Source organism: Nonomuraea gerenzanensis, from assembly GCF_020215645.1.
Taxonomy (GTDB): Bacteria; Actinomycetota; Actinomycetes; order Streptosporangiales; family Streptosporangiaceae; genus Nonomuraea; species Nonomuraea gerenzanensis.
The window spans coordinates 9,117,733-9,134,502 of sequence record NZ_CP084058.1; the positions used below are offsets into that span (position 1 = coordinate 9,117,733).

Below are 16,770 nucleotides of genomic sequence, written 5' to 3' on the forward strand. Positions count from 1 at the left end.
CGCTGCCCCCGGCCGACTTCGAACGAGGCCGGCCATTGAGCGCAACACCTGACGGGCAGCACCCGTCAGCCGACCTGAGCCCGCTGGTCAGAGCGGCCGAGGCCGCCTTGATGCGCGCCCTGGTCGATCCCGGGCAGGCGCTGCGCGCCGGCCGCCTGATCATCGAGTCCGCGCGCCGCAACGGCTGCCCGGAGGCCGAGGTGATGGGGCTGCGGACGATGGCGCTGGCCGCCCGCGAGCTCGGCGACCTCCAGCAGGCCGAGTTCCACCTGCGTGAGGCCCTCGCCGTCCGGGGCGCCCCGGCCGAGCGGATCGCCCAGGCCCGCCTCTCCCTGGTCACCGTGCGCACCGAGCGCGGCCACCCGCTGCAGGCCCTGCGCGTGGCGGCGCTGGCCTGGGCGTACCTGTGCCCGCTCGACCGCGCCAAGCTCGACACCCAGCGGGCGGTCGCCCTGGCCCACCTCGGCCGCCACCAGGAGGCCATCGCCTCCTGCGACCGCGCGCTGATGGCCCTGGTGACCGCGCCGGGCAACATCGACGACCGCAGGTTCCTGGCCGGGGGCCTGCTCAACCGCGGGCTCATCCACGCCTACCGGGGCGACTGGGACGCCTCGATGCGCGACCTCACCGCCTGCCTGCAGATCTCCCAGTACGCGGGGCTGTGGCACCTGGCCCGCCTGGCTGCCGCCAACCTGCCCTTCCTGGCCGTGCGCCGTGGCGACATCGCCGGGGCGTTCCGGCACTACCGGGAGGCGGAGGAGACCCTGTTCGGCTTCCCCGAGCGGCTGGCCGCGATGCGGGCCGACTTCGCCGGTGCCCTGCTGGCCGCGCACCTGCCGGGTGAGGCGGGGGCCATGTTGCGGATGGCCGTACCGGATCTGGAGGCGTCGGCCGCCCACGCCGCGCTGGCCGAGGCGCGGCTGAAGCTGGCCCAGGTGGAGCTGCTGACCGGGGACCCGCACCGCGCCAGGCAGGTGGCCGAGCAGGCGTGCGCCGAGCTGGCCGCGCAGGACAGGATCTCGTGGCTGCCGCTGGCCAGGGAGGTCATCCTGCGCTCGCGGCTGGCGCTCGAACCCGCCACCCCCGAGCTGGTCGCCGAGCTGATCGCGTGCGCCGACGAGCTGGAGGACGGCTTCGCCCACCGGGCGGGGGCGGCGGCGCTGCGGCTGGCGGCGGCCGAGGCCGCGCTGGTCGTGGACGACCACCCGACCGCCTCGGCCCAGCTCGCCAGGCTCACCCGCCACGCCGAGCGGCGCGAGCGGTGGGTGCCCGCCGGCACCCGGCTGACCTCGCTGGCCTCCGAACCGCAGGCCAGGCAGCTCGCGCAGGCGTCGCAGATCCCGGTGCCGGTCCGGCAGCACGCGCTGGCCCTGCAGGCGGCGCTGCAGGAGGACGTCCCGGCGGCCTTCCGCGCGGTGCGCGACGGCCTGGCGGAGGTGAGCGGGCGGGTGGAGGCGTTCGAGGACCCGTCGCTGCGCGCCCACGCGGCCAGGGCCGGGGAGCGGCTGGCGGCCTACGGGCTGGAGCTGGCGGTGCGCGACGGGTGCCCCAGGGAGGTGTTCGAGTGGGCGGAGCGCTGGCGGGCCGTGGCGGCGCCCGCGCACGCGTGCGCGCTGGTGGACCCCGAGCGCATCCGTGCCGAGCTGGGGCGGGGCATCCTGATCGAGTACGTGGCCGACCGCGACGCGCTGCTGGCCGTGCTGCTGAGCGAGGACCGGGTGCTGCTGCGGCGGCTGGGCAGCCTCCGGCAGGTCACGGACGCCATCGTGCGCCTGCGTTACGCGCTGCGCCGCCTCAGCCGGCGGCACGACGTCGAGCCCGCCGCCGCCGAGCTCGAACGGCTGGTGCTGCGGCCGATGGCCGCCGACCTGGGCGACCGGCCGCTCGTCGTGGTGCCGGCGGGGTCGCTGCACACGGTGCCGTGGGGGGCGCTGCCGTCCCTGCGGGAGCGTCCGGTCAGCGTGGCGCCCGGCGCCGCCGCCTGGCTGCGCGCCCGCACCTCCCGGGGGCCGCGCTCCACCGGCAAGCCGCAGGTGGCGGCGGCGGCCGGCCCGTCGCTGACGCACGCGCCGGCGGAGGTCGCGCACGTGCTGGCCTGCCATCCGGGCGGGCGTCAGGTGCCCGCACGCGTCGAGCCGGTGCTGGAGGCGCTGGGCACGGCCGACGTCGTGCATCTGGCCGCGCACGGGACGTTCCACGCGCGCAGCCCGCTGGTGTCGGGGATCACGCTGGAGGACGGGCAGCTCATGGCCTACGACCTGCTGGACGTGTCCCGCTCGGCGGGGCTGGTGGTCCTCTCCGCGTGCAACGCCGGGATGTCGCGCACGCCGATGGAGGGCGCGCCGCTGGGGCTGCCGGGGACGTTCCTGGCCAAGGGGTCGGCGTGCGTGGTGGCGGGGATGGTGCCGGTGGAGGACGAGACGGCGCGGGCGGTGATGAGCACGTTCCACGAGCTGCTGGCGGCGGGGCAGCCGCCGGACGCGGCGCTGGCCGGCGCGGCGGCCAAGACCGGCGAAACGGGCTTCGTCTGCTTCGGCGCGGGTGACCAGCCCGTTTGCTGAGCTTTTGCTGGTTACGGCAGGCCAAGGTCACCGCCACCCGCCGCACGGGGCTGAGGGCCTCCAGGAACACGCCCGCTGAACCCGCACGGGGCCGGGCGCCGTCACGTGCGCCCGGCTGACCGGCGAAGTGGTTCTCGCCTGCCGTTCAGGCGCCGGTCGAGACGGGCCGGGTCGGATCGGACACCCAGTCCGACCACGAGCCGACGTACAGCGACGCCGGCAGGCCCGCCACCTCCAGCGCCAGCACCTCGTGCGCGGCCGTCACCCCTGAGCCGCAGTACGCGCCCGTCTCGGCCCCTTCGCGCACGCCCAGCTCGGCGAAACGGGCGCGGAGCGCCTCGGGGGCGAGGAAGCGGCCGTCCTGGCCCACGTTCTCCGTCGTGGGGGCGCTCACCGCGCTGGGCACGTGGCCTGCCACGGGGTCGATCGGCTCCACCTCGCCCCGGTACCGCTCCGCCGCCCGGGCGTCGAGCAGCACGCCCCGCTTGGCCAGCGCCGCCGCCTCGTCGGCCGTCAGTGCGGGCATCCCGCCTGGGCGTGCGGTGAAGTCGCCCTCCGTGGGGTGCGGGGTTTCCTTCGTGGTCGGTAGGCCGGCCTGGATCCAGGCGGGGAGGCCGCCGTCGAGCACGCGTACGTTGTGGTGGCCGAAGTAGCGCAGCGCCCACCAGGCGCGGGCCGCGACCGTGGCGGCGGCGTCGTCGTAGACCACCACGGGGCGGCCGTCCGAGACGCCGAGGCGGCGCATGGCGCGCTGGAACGCGGCCGCATCCGGCAGCGGATGCCGCCCCCCGTTGCCGCCTTGCCCGCTCTGGGCGCCTTGCCCGCCTTGCTCCCCTTGCGCGTGCTGGCCGGGTGGGGCGGCGAGGTCGGTGTCGAGGTCGCAGTAGACGGCGCCCTCGATGTGGCCTTCGCGGTAGAAGTCGATCCCGGGCGGGCCGCCGAGCCGCCAGCGCACGTCGAGCACGGTGACGCCGTCGAGGGCGGCCAGCTCGGCAGGGGTGATCAACGGGCTGGTCACGACCGTACCTCCAGGAGCGGGACGTGCTGTTCGGCCGCCGTGAGCGAGCCGTGGTAACCGGTGAAGAGCGCCTCGATGCGGTGGGTCGCCGGGGCGGTGATGGCCAGGTCGGTGTACGGCACGGCCACGACGTCGCCGATGCGCGGGATCCAGGCGTCGCGCACCTGCGGGCCGAACCAGCCGGACTCGACCGCCTCCTGCCTGGACACCACCCATGCCTTGCCGCGCAGGGTCTCGCGCCACGACTCCAGCACCTGCCCGGCGGCTCCCGGGCGGGCGTACACGTGCCTGGCCCTGGCCTCGCCGCCGAGCAGCGCCACCCCTTCCGTCAGCTCGGGGACGCTCTCCGCGTCGAGCTTCTCGGTGGCGTTGACCATGCCGTGGTCGGCGGTGACGTACAGGGCGGAGCCGGGCGGCAGCCCCTCGGCCAGCCGCTGGGCCATGTCGTCGACGATGCCGAGCTGGCGCAGCCACTCCTCGGTGCCCCAGCCCACCATGTGGCCGGTGGCGTCGAGGTCGCCGTAGTAGACGGTGACGTACGCGGGCCCCCGCTCCCGCAGCACCTCGTGGACGCGGGCCACCCGGTCGTCGATGGAGTCGGCGGCCACGTAGCGGACGCCGCGATAGACGGCCCTGGTCAGGCCGGTGCCCTCGAACTCCGCCGGCGCCACGTAGACGGGCTCGACCCCGGCCTCGGCGGCGCGCTGGTAGACGGTCGCGGCGGGCTGCCACTCCTCGGGGTCCATCGTCAGGCCGTCGGGCAGCGTCCAGCGCAGGCAGTTGAACAGGTGGCCGGTGCCCGGCACGGCCAGCATCAGGCCGACCATGCCGTGCTCGCCCGGAGTCAGCCCGGTGCCCAGCGTGCACAGGCTCGTGACGGTGGTGGCGGGGAAGCCGGCGGTGAGCGTCCTTGCGGTCATGGCGGACAGGAACGGCGCCGCCTCCGGGTGGGCGCGCAGCAGCTCGGCGCCGAGGCCGTCCACCACGAACAGGCAGACGCGGTCGGATCGGGGCAGGCCGAGCGCGTTGGGCTCGCGCAGGCCCAGGGCGGCCAGCAGCGATCGCGGCACGTCGGCCAGCGACTCGCCGCCGTATCCCGGCACCAGCATGCCCCTCAGTGTAGTCCCAGGAGTGATCTCCACCCGTGGTGCTGCTCGTCGGTATCGAACGCGCTGACAGAGCCGTGTCTGCGCCGTGTCTGTGCCGCGTCCGCGCCGCGTCCATCCCGTGTCAGCGGCGCACGACATCGTTCCTGCCATGAACAACACCACGCAGACGAACCCCCGCCCCCGCCCCGTCACCATCGCCGCCGCCCTGCAGCTCGTGTTCGCCGCGGGCTTCCTCATCGCCCCGCTCGCCGGCCTCGCCTACGGCGCCGACGTCCAGGCCGCCGCCGAGGCCGAGCTGATCAGGCAGGGGATGTCGCCCGGCATCCTGGCCGCCAACAACGTGCACTTCGACGAGGGCGGTTACGCGCTCGTCCTGCCCGTCACCACCGCCGTGACCGCCGCGCTCCTCGCGCTGCTGAACCTGGGCGGCAGACGGGCGGGCCGGATCCTGACCCTCATCATCCAGCCGATCTTCCTCCTGCTGGACGTCTTCATCTTCACCAGCCAGGCGTCGAAGACCCAGTACCTGCAGAACATCCTCGGCCCAGGCGCCGAAGCGCAGGCCGTCCTCGACGCGAGCGAGAGCGTCTACCCCGGCTGGCTGCTGGCCGCCACCGACGTCCGCATGCTCACCACCCCGCTGATCTCGCTGGCCGTCATCGTCCTGCTCCTGCTGCCGGCGGCCCGCGCCTACTTCCGCAAGCGCCCGGCGAGCACGCCCTCGATCTCGATGGCGCACGCCTGAAGCGAGCCCCCGCCCCGCCCGCGGCCATCCGGCCACGGACGGGGCTCTGTGAGGTTTGAGACACTTGAGGGGTGCGAATTGTGCTGCTTGGCCCGGTTGAGGTCTTCGCCGGTGACGGTGTCCCGGTGAACATCCCGGGTGTCCGGCTCCGCATGCTGCTGACCAGGCTCGCGCTGGCGGCCGGCCGGCCGGTGAGCGCGGACGCGCTCGTGACCGACCTGTGGGGCGACGAGCCGCCGGCGGGCGCCACGGGGGCCCTGCAGGGCCTGGTGTCCCGGCTGCGCAGGGCGCTGAAGGGCGTCGGGGCGGTCGAGCTGGTGGCGGGCGGCTACCGGCTGCCGGTGAGCGGCGAGGACGTGGACGCGCACCGGTTCGAAGAACTGGTCGCCCGGGGGCGGCGCGAGCTGGCCGAGGGCAGGCCCGCGGAGGCCGCCGCCCTGCTGAGGGCCGCGCTCGAGCTGTGGCGGGGGCCCGCGCTGGCGGACGTGCAGGAGGCCCCGTTCGCCTACGGCAACGCCACGCGGCTGCACGACGTGCGGGCCGCGGCGGCCGAGGACCGCTTCGACGCCGAGTTACGGCTCGGCCGGCACACGGAGGTGCTGGCCGGCCTCGGCGCGGCGGCGGCCGAGCATCCGCTGAGCGAACGCCTGGCCGAGCTGCGCATGCGCGCCCTGTCGGCGGCCGGGCGCCAGGCGGACGCGCTGGCGGTCTACGAGGAGATCCGCGCCAAGCTGGGCGACGAGCTGGGCGTGGACCCGTCCCAAGGGCTGCGCGAGGTTCATCTCGCCCTGCTGCGCGGGGAGCTGGACCGGCCGCCGGCGCGGGAGGAGTCCGGCCAGAACCGCCTGCCCGCCCGGCTGACCACGTTCTTCGGCCGGGAGGCCGAGCTGCGGCAACTGTCCGGGCTGCTGGGCTCCGGCCGGCTGGTCACCATCGTCGGCCCCGGCGGCGCGGGCAAGACCAGGCTGTCGCTGGAGGCGGCGGCGCGCCTGGACCAGCGCGTGTGGTTCGTGCCGCTGGCCGGCGTGAGCGAGCCCGGCCGCCTCGCCGACGCCGTGCTCGGCGTGCTCAGCTCGTCCGACAGCCGACTGTACGACAGCGGGCAGCTCCAGCAGGCCACCCCGGTGGACCGCATCGTGAGCCTGCTCGACGTCGGCGACGGCGTGCTCCTGCTCGACAACTGCGAGCACCTGATCGAGGCTGCGGCCGAGCTGGCCGAGCAGCTCCTGCTCCGGCTGCCGCGGCTGCGGATCCTGGCCACCAGCAGGGAGGCGCTCGCGATCAACGGAGAGACGCTGTGCCCCCTGGGCTCGCTCGACCTGCCGCCGGGCGACCCCGAGCCGGCCGAGGCCGGGCGGGCGGCGGCGGTGCGGCTCTTCGTCGACCGCGCCGCCGGCGTGCGGCCAGGCTTCACGCTCGACGAGAGCACCGCGGACGACGTCGTGGAGATCTGCCGCCGGCTCGACGGCATCCCGCTGGCACTCGAACTGGCCGCCGCGAAACTGCGGGCGATGAGCGCCAGGGAGATCGTCCGGCGCCTGGACGACCGGTTCAGGCTGCTGAACTCGGGCAGCAGGACCGCCCTCCCCCGCCAGCGCACCCTGCTCGCGATGGTCGAGTGGAGCTGGGACCTGCTGGACGAGCAGGAGCGGGTGCTGGCGCGCAGGCTGTCGGCGCTGCCGGGCGGGGGGAGCCTGCCGGCGCTGGAGGCGATCTGCGCCGACGAGTCGCTGCCCGCCGACGACGTGCTCGGCGTCGTCGGCTCGCTGGTGGACAAGTCCCTCGTCCAGGAGAACGCGGACCGCTACCGCATGCTGGAGACCGTACGCGCCTACGCGGCCGACCGCCTCGCGGAATCGGGCGACGACATCACCGCCCGCCTGTCCCGATATTTCCTGATGTTCGCCGAGGAGCACGAGCCGCTGCTGCGGACCAGGGACCAGCTCCGCGCGATAGCCGCGTTCGACGCCGAGCACGACAACCTCATCTACGCGCTGCGGTCCGCCGTCGCCGCCCGCGACGTGACCACGGCGTCCAGGTTCGTGCGCTCGCTGTTCTGGTACTGGGGCATCAGGGGCATGAGCCACCAGTTCGAGACGTCCCTCTCCGAGGTGCTCGCGTTCGGCGACGAACTGCCCGCTGACGTGCGAGCCGCCTTCCAGGTGGTCCAGGGGGTCGCGGCGGGATCGCGGACCGAGCTGCAACCGCCCAGCCTGGACAGGCGGGCGCTCAGCTTCCACCCGGCGGTGCCCCTGTTCCGGCTGTCCCAGCTCGCCACCGCCTCCGGCGGCTCCGGTCCCGGCCAGGACGAGCTGGAGCACGCGCTGAACTCCGCCGACCCCTGGGTACGGGCCAGCGCCCTGTGGGCCCAGGACTTCGTCCGCACCCAGCAAGGCGACATGACCACCGGGGCGCAAGCGCGGCGAGAGGCGCTGCAGGCGTTCGAGCAGGCCGGTGACCGGTGGGGCATGGTGATGGCGCTGCTGGCCATCAGCATGGACGACGACATACGCGGCAACCACCAGGAGGCCGTCTCGGCCGCCGAGCGAGCCGTCGCCATCAGCTCCGAACTCGGCACCGAGGAGCACCTGGCCTGGTCCAAGGGGCGGCTCGCGGCGGCGCGGGCCCGCAGCGGCGACCTCTCCGGCGCCCTGCGCGACCTCGACGCCGGACAGCGCCAGGCCAGGGAACGAGGACTGCGGCGCCTCGAGACCACCCTCCTCAACCATCGGGCGGCGGTCCTGCGCCGGTCGGGCGAGTACCTGCAGGCCCATGAGGCGCTGGATCGGCTGGAGACGCTCGTGCACCGGGTGCCCATGCCTGAGGACGTCGTCCGGGGGCTGGTCGCGGGTGAGCGGGTCTCGCTGCTGCTCGCCGAGGGGGACGCCGTGCGGGCGCGGGCGTTGTTCCCCCATGCCCTGTGGGGGGCGTTCGCCTACGGGAACCCCGGGCATCTCGCCAGCGCGTGTGAGTGGCTGGGGCGGCTGCTCGCGCTGGAGGGGGATCCTGAGGGGGCTGCCCGCTCGCTGGGGATGAGCGAGAGGATCAAGGGGGTGCTTGATCAGGGGGATCCCGAGATTCGGGCCTTGATCCGGGAGCTGGTCGGGTGCTTGGGGGAGGATCGGTATCGGGCGGCCTATCGGGAGGGGGCCGCGATGCCCAGGCAGCAGGCGATCGATCGGCTGGCGGGGATGGCGGGGCGGCCGGGGGTGGCCTGAGCGCAGGGGCGCTTCAGTGGCGCGCGCACGCCGCCACGCCGCCCTGCCGCAACGCCGCCCTGCCGCCCTGCTGCCACGTCGCCGTGCGCGCCCTGCTGCCACATCGCCCTGCCGCCACGCGCGGTGGCGCCATGCGGTGCGCGTCGTCGTGCCGTGCCGTGCCACTGCGCCGCCGTGTGCGCCCCCGCAGTGGCGCGTCGTCATGCGTGCCGACGAAGCCGTGCCGACGGGGCCGTGCCGACGCGGCGGGGCCGACGGGGCCGTGCCGACGCGGCCGTGCCGACGGGGCCGTGACTTCGCGACCGTGCTGGTGCGGGCCCTGAGCGTGGGCCGATGGGGCGGGTCAGGCCGTGGCGCGGGCGGTCGCTTCGGAGAGGGCCTTGGCGAAGGCGAGGACGTGGGTGACCGCCTCCGGGCCGTCGGCGGCCTCGCTGACCCGCAGCGACAGGTCGTCGGCCGTGATGGCCCCCGTGTAGCCGTGGTCGGCCTCGCAGTTCTCGTCGCCGCACGTCGCCGGCTCCAGGTCGACGTGGGAGATGGCGCCCCAGCCGATCGTGAGCGTGACCTCCGTGGGAGGGACGCCCGGCACGTACGAGGCCGGGTCGGGCACGACGCGGGTGACGGCCACCGACTGGACGCGGCTCAGCCGGACCGCCTCGGTGGTGGTGGAGGCGTGGGACGCCGAGACGCCCTCGACCGCCGGGTGCTCATCGGTGTGGCAGACCAGCAGCCTCGTCGCCGACAGCACCAGGACGGTGACGTGACGGCGCACCTCCATCGCGGGATCGAAGGTCGCCTCGTGGTGGACCACGAACGCGGTCACGGCCTCCTTGCCCAGCGCGGATTCGACCGCATCGGTGACGAGGTCGGGGTAGTAGCCGCTGCGCTCGATCGCTTCACGCAGGCCCGCGGCTGAGACTCGGGTTTCCCTCATGGCTCCATCCTGCCAGGGCCGGGCAGTGCACTCACCCGCCGGATATAACGCTCTATAACGTCTTTTGTCTGGGCAACAAGCGGCACTTGGGTCACGTCATTCGCTGTGGGCGGATCCGCTCTGAGCAGAGCCGGGAGCCGCCCCGCGAAGCGTTCAGGACAGGCGGCGGGGGCCGACGTCGAGGCGGGGGCCCGCCGGGGTGCGCAGGATGGCGCGGGCGCCGAGGATCATCGCGTCGGACTCCCCCACGAGCACCTGGTCGAGATCGAGGCGGGCCACCTCCGGCAGGTCGTGGGCCAGCCGGCCGACGCGTACGAGCAGCTCCTCCAGGGCGTCCACCGCCACGGGCGGGTAACCGTACTCGCCGAACAGCAGCGGCGCCGCCCGTACGGAGCGCACGAGGGCGGAGGCGTCCTCGCGGGTCAGCGGCGCCACGCGGAAGCCCTGGTCCTGGAGCAGGCGCGCGGTCACCTCGCCCAGCCCGAACGAGACGACCGGCCCGAACGCCGGGTCCTCGATGACGCCGACGACGGTGGGCACGGCGGGTTGCGGCGCCATGCGCTGGACGGCCAGCTCCACCCCCTCGCCGAACAGCTCGGCGAACTCGGTGTAGGCGTTGCGCACCGTCTCGGGCCCCGTGAGGCCCAGGCGGACCGTCCCCGCGCGGCGGGAGGCGCCGGGGTCGGCCACCTTGACCACCACCGGCCAGCCGAGGCGCCCGGCGGCGGCCACGGCCTCGTCGGCGGAGCGCACGACCTCGGCGGGCCAGACGGTCAGGCCGTAGCAGGACAGCAGCTCGGCGGCGTCGATCTCGACCGGCGGCCCGGCCTGCGCGAACCCGGCCGGCGCGGCCTCCGCGTCGGGCTCGCTGCTCGACAGCGTCTCCTGGACGAGGGTCCTGGCGCGCACGGTGTCGATGCCGTCGAGCTCCTGCGGCGGCGTCGAGGGCTGCGCCCGCCACGTGGCGTAGCGGACCACGAGGGCCAGCGCCCGCACGGCCTCCTCCGGCGCCGCGTACGACGGGATGGAGCCGCGCGAGGGCGCGGACGGGCCGGGCACGCGCAGGGCAGGATGCATGCCCAGATGCCCGCGGAACGTCGCCACCACCGGCTTGCCGGAGTCCTTCGAGACCCGCAGCAGCTCGTCGGCGACCTCCTCGGCGCGACCGGGGATGGGCGGCATGTAGATCACGACGGCCGCGTCCACGTCGGGCGAGGCCAGCTCGCCGGCGAGGGCGGGGCCGTACTCGGCGGCGCCCGCGGCGGGGCCGAGGTTGACCGGGGCGCGCGGCTCCAGGCCGGCGGCCCGGCAGGCGTGCGCGGCCAGCAGGCCGAGCGCGTCGGAGTTCGTCACGAGGGCGACGCGGGGACCGGCGGGCAACGGCTGGTAGGCGAGCAGCTGCCCCACGTCGAAGAGCTGGATGAGGTCGTCGACCCTGATCAGGCCCGCCTGCTCGAACAGCGAGCTGATCGCCGAGTCGGGCAGCCCCAGCTCCTCGGCCGAGTGCCCGGAGGGGGTGCCGCCGCTCTTGACCACCACGACGGGCTTGCTGCGCGCGATGCGCCTGGCCAGCCGGGTGAACTTGCGCGGGTTTCCGAGCGACTCCAGGTAGAGCAGGATGACCTCGGTGGAGTCGTCCTCCTCCCAGTACTGCAGCAGGTCGTTGCCCGAGACGTCGGCCCTGTTGCCCGCGGAGACGAACGACGAGATGCCCATGCCGCGCTGCGCGACCCGCTGCAGGAGGGCGGTGCCGAGCGCGCCGGACTGGCTGAAGAAGCCCACCTTCCCCCTGCCCGGCACGGTGGCGGCGAGGGTGGCGTTGAGCTTGACGGCCGGGTCGGTGTTGGCGATGCCGAGGCAGTTGGGGCCGACGACGCGCAGGCCGTAGGAGCGGGCGATGCGGGCCAGCTCGTCCTGCCTGGCGCGGCCCTGCTCGCCCGTCTCGCCGAACCCGGAGGAGACCACGACCAGCCCGTGCACCCCCTTCTCCGCGCACTCCTTGACCACGTCGAGCACGCCCTCGGCCGGCACGGCGACCACGGCCAGATCGACGTCGCCGTCGATCTCGCTCACGCTCGGGTACGCGCGCACGCCCGCCACCGCCCGCACCTCGCGGTGCACGGGGTAGACGGGGCCGGTGAAGTCGGCGGCCAGCAGGTTGCGCAGCACGGTCTGGCCCACGCCGCCCGGCTCGCGCGAGGCGCCGATGACGGCGACGGAGCCGGGGGTGAGCAGCCGGGCGATGGAGCGGGACTCGGCCCGGTGCTCGCGGGCGATCGTCACCTCGGTGGAGGTGTCGGTCGGGGTGAGGTCGAGCGTCATGCGGACGACGCCGTCCTCGAACTGGCTCTGGGCCGTGTAACCGGCCTGGCGCAGCAGCCCGGTCATGCGCATGTTGGCGGGCAGCACGTCGGCGACGAACCGCTCGATGCCGCGCTCGCGCGCCGTGGCCGCCAGGTGCTCCAGCAGCACGGAGGCCACCCCCCTGCCCTGGTGCGCGTCCTCGACGAGGAAGGCGACCTCGGCCTCGCCGGGGCCCGTGCGGTCGTAGCGGATGACGGCCACCATCTCGGTGCCGATGGTGGCGATCAGCGCGACGCGGTTGACGTAGTCGACGTTCGTGAACCGCTCGACCTCCCTGTCGGACAGGCGGGGCCGCGGCCCGAAGAAGCGGAAGTAGATCGACTCGTCGGACAGCCGTGAGTAGAAGGAACGGAGGCGGTCGGCGTCGGCGGGCCGGATCGGGCGGACGTGCGCGGTGCCGCCGTCGGCCAGGACGACATCGGCCTCCCAGTGAGCCGGATATTGTGCCTCCACAGTCTCGACTGTAAACCCGCATCCCAGATGCCAAGACCAGGGGCCCTGTTGGGCAACGCTTGTGCATCGACTCCTGCCCGGTCTCCGGGGTACGCCCCACGGGCTGCCCGCAACCTGTTACTTTTGCGGTGGCGTTTCGCCGTGGCCAGGCTCGATCTGAAGGCAGCAAGGTGGTGACATCATGACGCGGGTCGTCGTGGTGGGCGATCTCATGACCGACGCGGTCGCTCGCGCCCGTTATGCGCTCGCCCGGGCGAGCGACACCCCGGCGATCGTCACCATGCACGGCGGCGGCTCAGGGGCCAACATCTCCTCCTGGCTGGCCGTCGAGGGCGCCGAGGTGGCCTTCATCGGCCGCAGGGGCGCCGACATCACCGGGCGTAACCGCGACATGGAGCTGATGGGCTACGGCGTGGACGCCCGGCTCGTCATGGACCCCGAGCGGCCGACCGGCACCTGCGTCGTGCTGGTCACCCACAAGGGCGAGCGCACCATGCTCTCCGACCCCGGGGCCAACGCCGCCCTGTCCCCTGAGGACCTGCCGCGCGACCTGTTCACCCAGGGCGCGCACCTGCACCTGTCGGGCTACACCCTGATCAACGAGGGCTCGCGCGACGCCGGGCTCGCGGCGCTCGACATGGCCAGGCGCGCCGGGATGTCGATCTCGGTCGACTGCGCCTCCTCCGCGCCGCTGGAGCGCACCGGCGCCGAGCCGTTCCTGGAGTGGACCAACGGCGCCAAGCTGCTGTTCGCCAACATCGACCAGGCCAAGGTGCTGACCGGCCGCGACGAGGCCGAGGCCGCCGCCAAGGTGCTGACCGCGTGGTTCCCGCAGGTCGTGATCAAGATGAACGCCGAGGGCGCGCTGTGGTTCAGCAACGGCCGCCCCGACCCCGTGCGGGTGGCCGCCGACCCGGTCGACAAGATCGTTGACGGTACGGGCGCGGGCGACGCGTTCTGCGCCGGCTTCCTGCCCGCCTGGCTGGAGGGCAAGCCGCCGGCCGAGGCGCTGTCCTCCGGTAACCGGCTGGCGGCCAAGGCGATCATGCATCTGGGTGCGCGCCCGCCGTTCTAGGCGTCTTCGACGGCGTTGGGGCGAGGCGTCCGGATTCAGCGCCCAGTTGAGGAGCCCGATGCCCGGCGTGCGCCCGTCGCGTTCCGGTGATCCGACTTCCGACTGGCCCCGACACCTTGCGGGTGGCCGAGGAGGCGGTGCTGGTGCCGACGCCGTGGCGCGCACGTTGCTGCTGCGCGGCGCCACGGCGACGGACCTGCACGTCAGCTCGTGACGGCCAGGGCCAGGGGCAGGACGGCCGGGGCGCCCGCGTGGCGGATCTGGGCGGCGGCGAGCGTCATCGTCCAGCCGGTGTCCACGCGGTCGTCGACCAGCAGCACGGGCCCGCCGCACTGGGCGATGGCGGCGCCCAGGTCCTTGGGCATGGCCAGGGTGCCCCTGATCGCCTGCACCCGCTTGGCGCTGTTGAACTGCTTGCCCGGCGTACCGGCGCGGTAGCCCAGCTCCCCCAGGTAGGTCAGCCGCCCGACCTGGGCCAGCCGCTCGGCGAAGCCGCGCACCAGCGCGGGCCGCGACGCGGACGGCACGTTGACCACGGCGACCGGCCGCTCGCGCCAGTCCCAGGCGGCCAGCACCTTGATCACGGCCGCGAACATGTCGTCCGGCATCGGCCCGTCCTCCGCCGCGAACAGCTCCCGCAGCCGGTTGCCCCACCCGATGTCGGTCAGCCGCCCGAGCGCCCTGCCGGGCTCGGCGCCCAGCTCGGGCTTGATCCGCCCGGACAGGTCGGGCATGCCGGTCGGCCACTGCTTGCGGGCCTCGATCTCGACGCCGGGCCTGCTCAGCCGCTCGCGGGCGGTCTCGACGGCCTGCGCGGCGATCTCCGGTGAGCGGTGCCGCCCCGTGCAGTTGTCGCAGCGCCCGCACGGCGTGGCGGTGTCGTCGTCGAGGTGCCTGCGCAGGAACTGCTCGCGGCACTCGGTCGTGGTCAGGTAGGCCAGCATGGCCTCCTGCTCGGCCCGGCGCTCGGCGGCGATGCGCTGGTAGCGCTCGGTGTCGTAGGCCCACGGCTCGCCGGTGGCCTCCCAACCGCCCTTGACCCGGCGGACGGCGCCGTCCACGTCGAGGACCTTGAGCATCATCTCCAGGCGGCTGCGGCTCAGGTCGACGGCGGTCTCCAGGGCGGGGGTGGACATGACGCCCCGTTCCTCCAGCGTCTGGATCACGGTGCGCACGACGGGCTCGGGCGGGAAGGCCAGCGAGGCGAAGTACGCCCAGATGTCGCGGTCCTCGGTGCCGGGCAGCAGGATGACCTCGGCCCGCTCGACGCCGCGCCCGGCCCGGCCGACCTGCTGGTAGTAGGCGACCGGCGACTGCGGCGCCCCGACGTGCACCACGAAACCCAGATCGGGCTTGTCGAAGCCCATGCCCAGCGCGCTCGTCGCCACCAGCGCCTTGATCTTGTTGTTGAGCAGCGCCTCCTCGGCCGCCAGCCGCTCGGCCGGCTCGGTCTGGCCGGAGTAGGCGGCCACCTCCAGGCCCTGCTCGCGCAGGTAGCCGGCGATCTCGTGGGCGGCGGCGACGGTGAGGGTGTAGACGATGCCGGAGCCGGGCAGCTCGCGCAGCGTCTGGGCCAGCCAGGCCAGGCGCTGCTCGGCGCCGGGCAGCCGGACGACGCTCAGGTGCAGGCTCTCGCGCTCCAGCGGCCCGCGCAGCACCATCGTGTCGTCGCCCTCGGAACGCAGCTCGGGGGGCAGCCGCATCTGCTCGGCCACGTCGCGGGTGACACGCGCGTTGGCCGTGGCGGTGGTGGCCAGCACGGGGATGCCGGGCGGCAGCTCCGCGAACAGCGTGGACAGCCTGCGGTAGTCGGGCCGGAAGTCGTGGCCCCAGTCGGAGATGCAGTGGGCCTCGTCGACCACCACCAGCCCGGCGCTCTCGGCCAGCTCGGGCAGCACGTTGTCGCGGAAGTCGGGGTTGTTCAGCCGCTCGGGGCTGACCAGCAGCACGTCCACCATGCCCTCGGCGACCTGGCCGTAGATCTCCTCCCACGCCTCGGGGTTGGCGGAGTTGATCGTGACGGCTCTGATGCCGGCGCGCTCGGCGGCGGCGATCTGGTTGCGCATGAGCGCGAGCAGCGGCGAGACGATGACGGTGGGGCCCTCGCCCAGCTCGCGCAGCAGGGCGGTGGCCACGAAGTAGACGGCCGACTTGCCCCACCCGGTCCGCTGCACGACGAGGACCCTGCGCCGGTCGAGCACCAGCGCCTCGATGGCGGCCCACTGGTCGTCACGGAGCCGGGCGTGCTCGCCGGCGAGTGCCCGCAGGCGCTCTTCGGCCTCTTCCCGCAGCATCGCGGCATCGGGGGCATCAATCATGCCTCCTTTGTTACCAGCTTCACCCGACGGATCGCGCCCGTCGCGGCCAGGCAGGTCCGCGATCGCGGGAACCGGGCGCCGCACCCGTACCGCGAGCCGTGGGAGCTATTTGTCCGCATGCTCCGGGAACGCGTTGATCGTGACGCGGTGCATGCGGCGGCGTTCGGTGTAGTCGGCGACGGCGTAGTGCTGGGTCGGGCGGTTGTCCCAGAAGGCCAGGGTGCCCGGCCGCCAGCGCAGCCGCAGCTGGAACTCGGGAGAGCGGATGTGGTCGATCAGGAACGGCAGCAGCGCCTCGTTCTCCCGGTCGCTCAGCCCCACCAGCCGCGTGGTGGAGGCCCGGTTGACGAACAGCGCCTTGCGGCCGGTCTCGGCGTGCACCCGCACCACGGGCCGCTCCACCGGCGGCCACTTGGCCTGGATCTCCGCCAGGTCGAACGGGTGCCCCTTGGAGATCGCCTTCTTCATCGACATCGTGATGTCGTGCTCGGCCTTCAGCTCGTCGCACAGCCGCTGGATCGGCTTGGACAGCGTCTCGTAGGCCAGGTACGTGTTCGCCCAGCACGTGTCGCCGCCGACGCTGGGCAGTTGCACACAGCGCAGCAGGGAGCCCATGGGCGGGGTCGGCTCGAAGGTGTTGTCGCTGTGCCACTCGTCGCCGCCCTCCCCCTTGGGCGAGGTCTGGTCGAGGACGTGGATGGGGCTGCTGGAGTCCTTCTTGAACGCGGGGTGGTTGAGCGTGCCGAAGTTCAGGGCGAACTGCAGGTGCTGGTCGTCGTCGATGGGCTGGTCGCGGAAGAACAGCACGAGGTGCTCGAGCCACCCCGCCCGCAGGGTCGCGACCTCTTCCTCCGACAGCGGCTTGCGCAGATCGACCCCGGTGACCTCGGCGCCGATGTGCTTGGTCACGGGATGGAACTCGATCATGACGCCTCCGGTGAACAGGTGGGATCCCTCGTCCAGAACGTACGACCC

At 74.0% G+C, this 16,770-nt stretch carries 10 protein-coding genes; 4 read left to right on the top strand and 6 right to left on the bottom strand.

Annotated elements, in window-relative coordinates; genetic code table 11:
* Positions 1-35 precede the first annotated feature (35 nt).
* Positions 36-2,561, top strand: coding sequence for a CHAT domain-containing protein (locus LCN96_RS42365; RefSeq protein WP_225268045.1), 2,526 nt, complete (start codon positions 36-38; stop codon positions 2,559-2,561).
* Between the two features lie 145 nt (positions 2,562-2,706).
* On the opposite strand, the gene LCN96_RS42370 is transcribed toward LCN96_RS42365, so the two are convergent.
* Together LCN96_RS42370 and LCN96_RS42375 are read right to left on the bottom strand one after the other, a co-directional pair.
* On the bottom strand, positions 2,707-3,579 hold the full coding sequence (locus tag LCN96_RS42370) for a sulfurtransferase (RefSeq protein WP_225268046.1): 873 nt from the start codon (positions 3,577-3,579) through the stop codon (positions 2,707-2,709).
* On the bottom strand, positions 3,576-4,688 hold the full coding sequence (locus LCN96_RS42375) for an alkaline phosphatase family protein (protein WP_225268047.1): 1,113 nt from the start codon (positions 4,686-4,688) through the stop codon (positions 3,576-3,578). Before LCN96_RS42375 ends, LCN96_RS42370 begins: the two co-directional genes overlap by 4 nt.
* A gap of 148 nt (positions 4,689-4,836) precedes the next feature.
* Here LCN96_RS42375 and LCN96_RS42380 point away from each other — a divergent pair, with 148 nt between their 5' ends.
* Positions 4,837-5,433, top strand: coding sequence for a hypothetical protein (locus LCN96_RS42380; protein WP_225268048.1), 597 nt, complete (start codon positions 4,837-4,839; stop codon positions 5,431-5,433).
* Between the two features lie 71 nt (positions 5,434-5,504).
* Positions 5,505-8,651, top strand: coding sequence for a BTAD domain-containing putative transcriptional regulator (locus tag LCN96_RS42385; protein WP_225268049.1), 3,147 nt, complete (start codon positions 5,505-5,507; stop codon positions 8,649-8,651).
* A gap of 343 nt (positions 8,652-8,994) precedes the next feature.
* Here LCN96_RS42385 and LCN96_RS42390 read toward each other — a convergent pair whose 3' ends face one another.
* Positions 8,995-9,585: a DUF5998 family protein gene (locus LCN96_RS42390; protein ID WP_052422317.1), complete on the bottom strand. Its 591-nt coding sequence runs from the start codon at positions 9,583-9,585 to the stop codon at positions 8,995-8,997.
* Positions 9,586-9,738: 153 nt separating this feature from the next.
* Complete coding sequence (locus LCN96_RS42395; RefSeq protein ID WP_225268050.1) at positions 9,739-12,402, bottom strand: bifunctional acetate--CoA ligase family protein/GNAT family N-acetyltransferase; 2,664 nt, start codon at positions 12,400-12,402, stop codon at positions 9,739-9,741.
* Between the two features lie 181 nt (positions 12,403-12,583).
* Between LCN96_RS42395 and LCN96_RS42400 the strand changes: the two genes are divergently transcribed.
* Complete coding sequence (locus tag LCN96_RS42400) at positions 12,584-13,477, top strand: carbohydrate kinase family protein (RefSeq protein ID WP_225268051.1); 894 nt, start codon at positions 12,584-12,586, stop codon at positions 13,475-13,477.
* 203 nt (positions 13,478-13,680) lie between these two features.
* Here the strand turns inward: LCN96_RS42400 and LCN96_RS42405 are convergent, their stop codons facing one another.
* Both LCN96_RS42405 and LCN96_RS42410 read right to left on the bottom strand, forming a co-directional pair.
* Positions 13,681-15,795 carry a RecQ family ATP-dependent DNA helicase gene (locus LCN96_RS42405; protein ID WP_225268052.1) on the bottom strand — a complete coding sequence of 705 codons (2,115 nt, stop codon included), beginning with the start codon at positions 15,793-15,795 and terminating at the stop codon, positions 13,681-13,683.
* Positions 15,796-15,900: 105 nt separating this feature from the next.
* Positions 15,901-16,722: a TauD/TfdA dioxygenase family protein gene (locus tag LCN96_RS42410; RefSeq protein WP_225268053.1), complete on the bottom strand. Its 822-nt coding sequence runs from the start codon at positions 16,720-16,722 to the stop codon at positions 15,901-15,903.
* Positions 16,723-16,770: the final 48 nt, after the last annotated feature.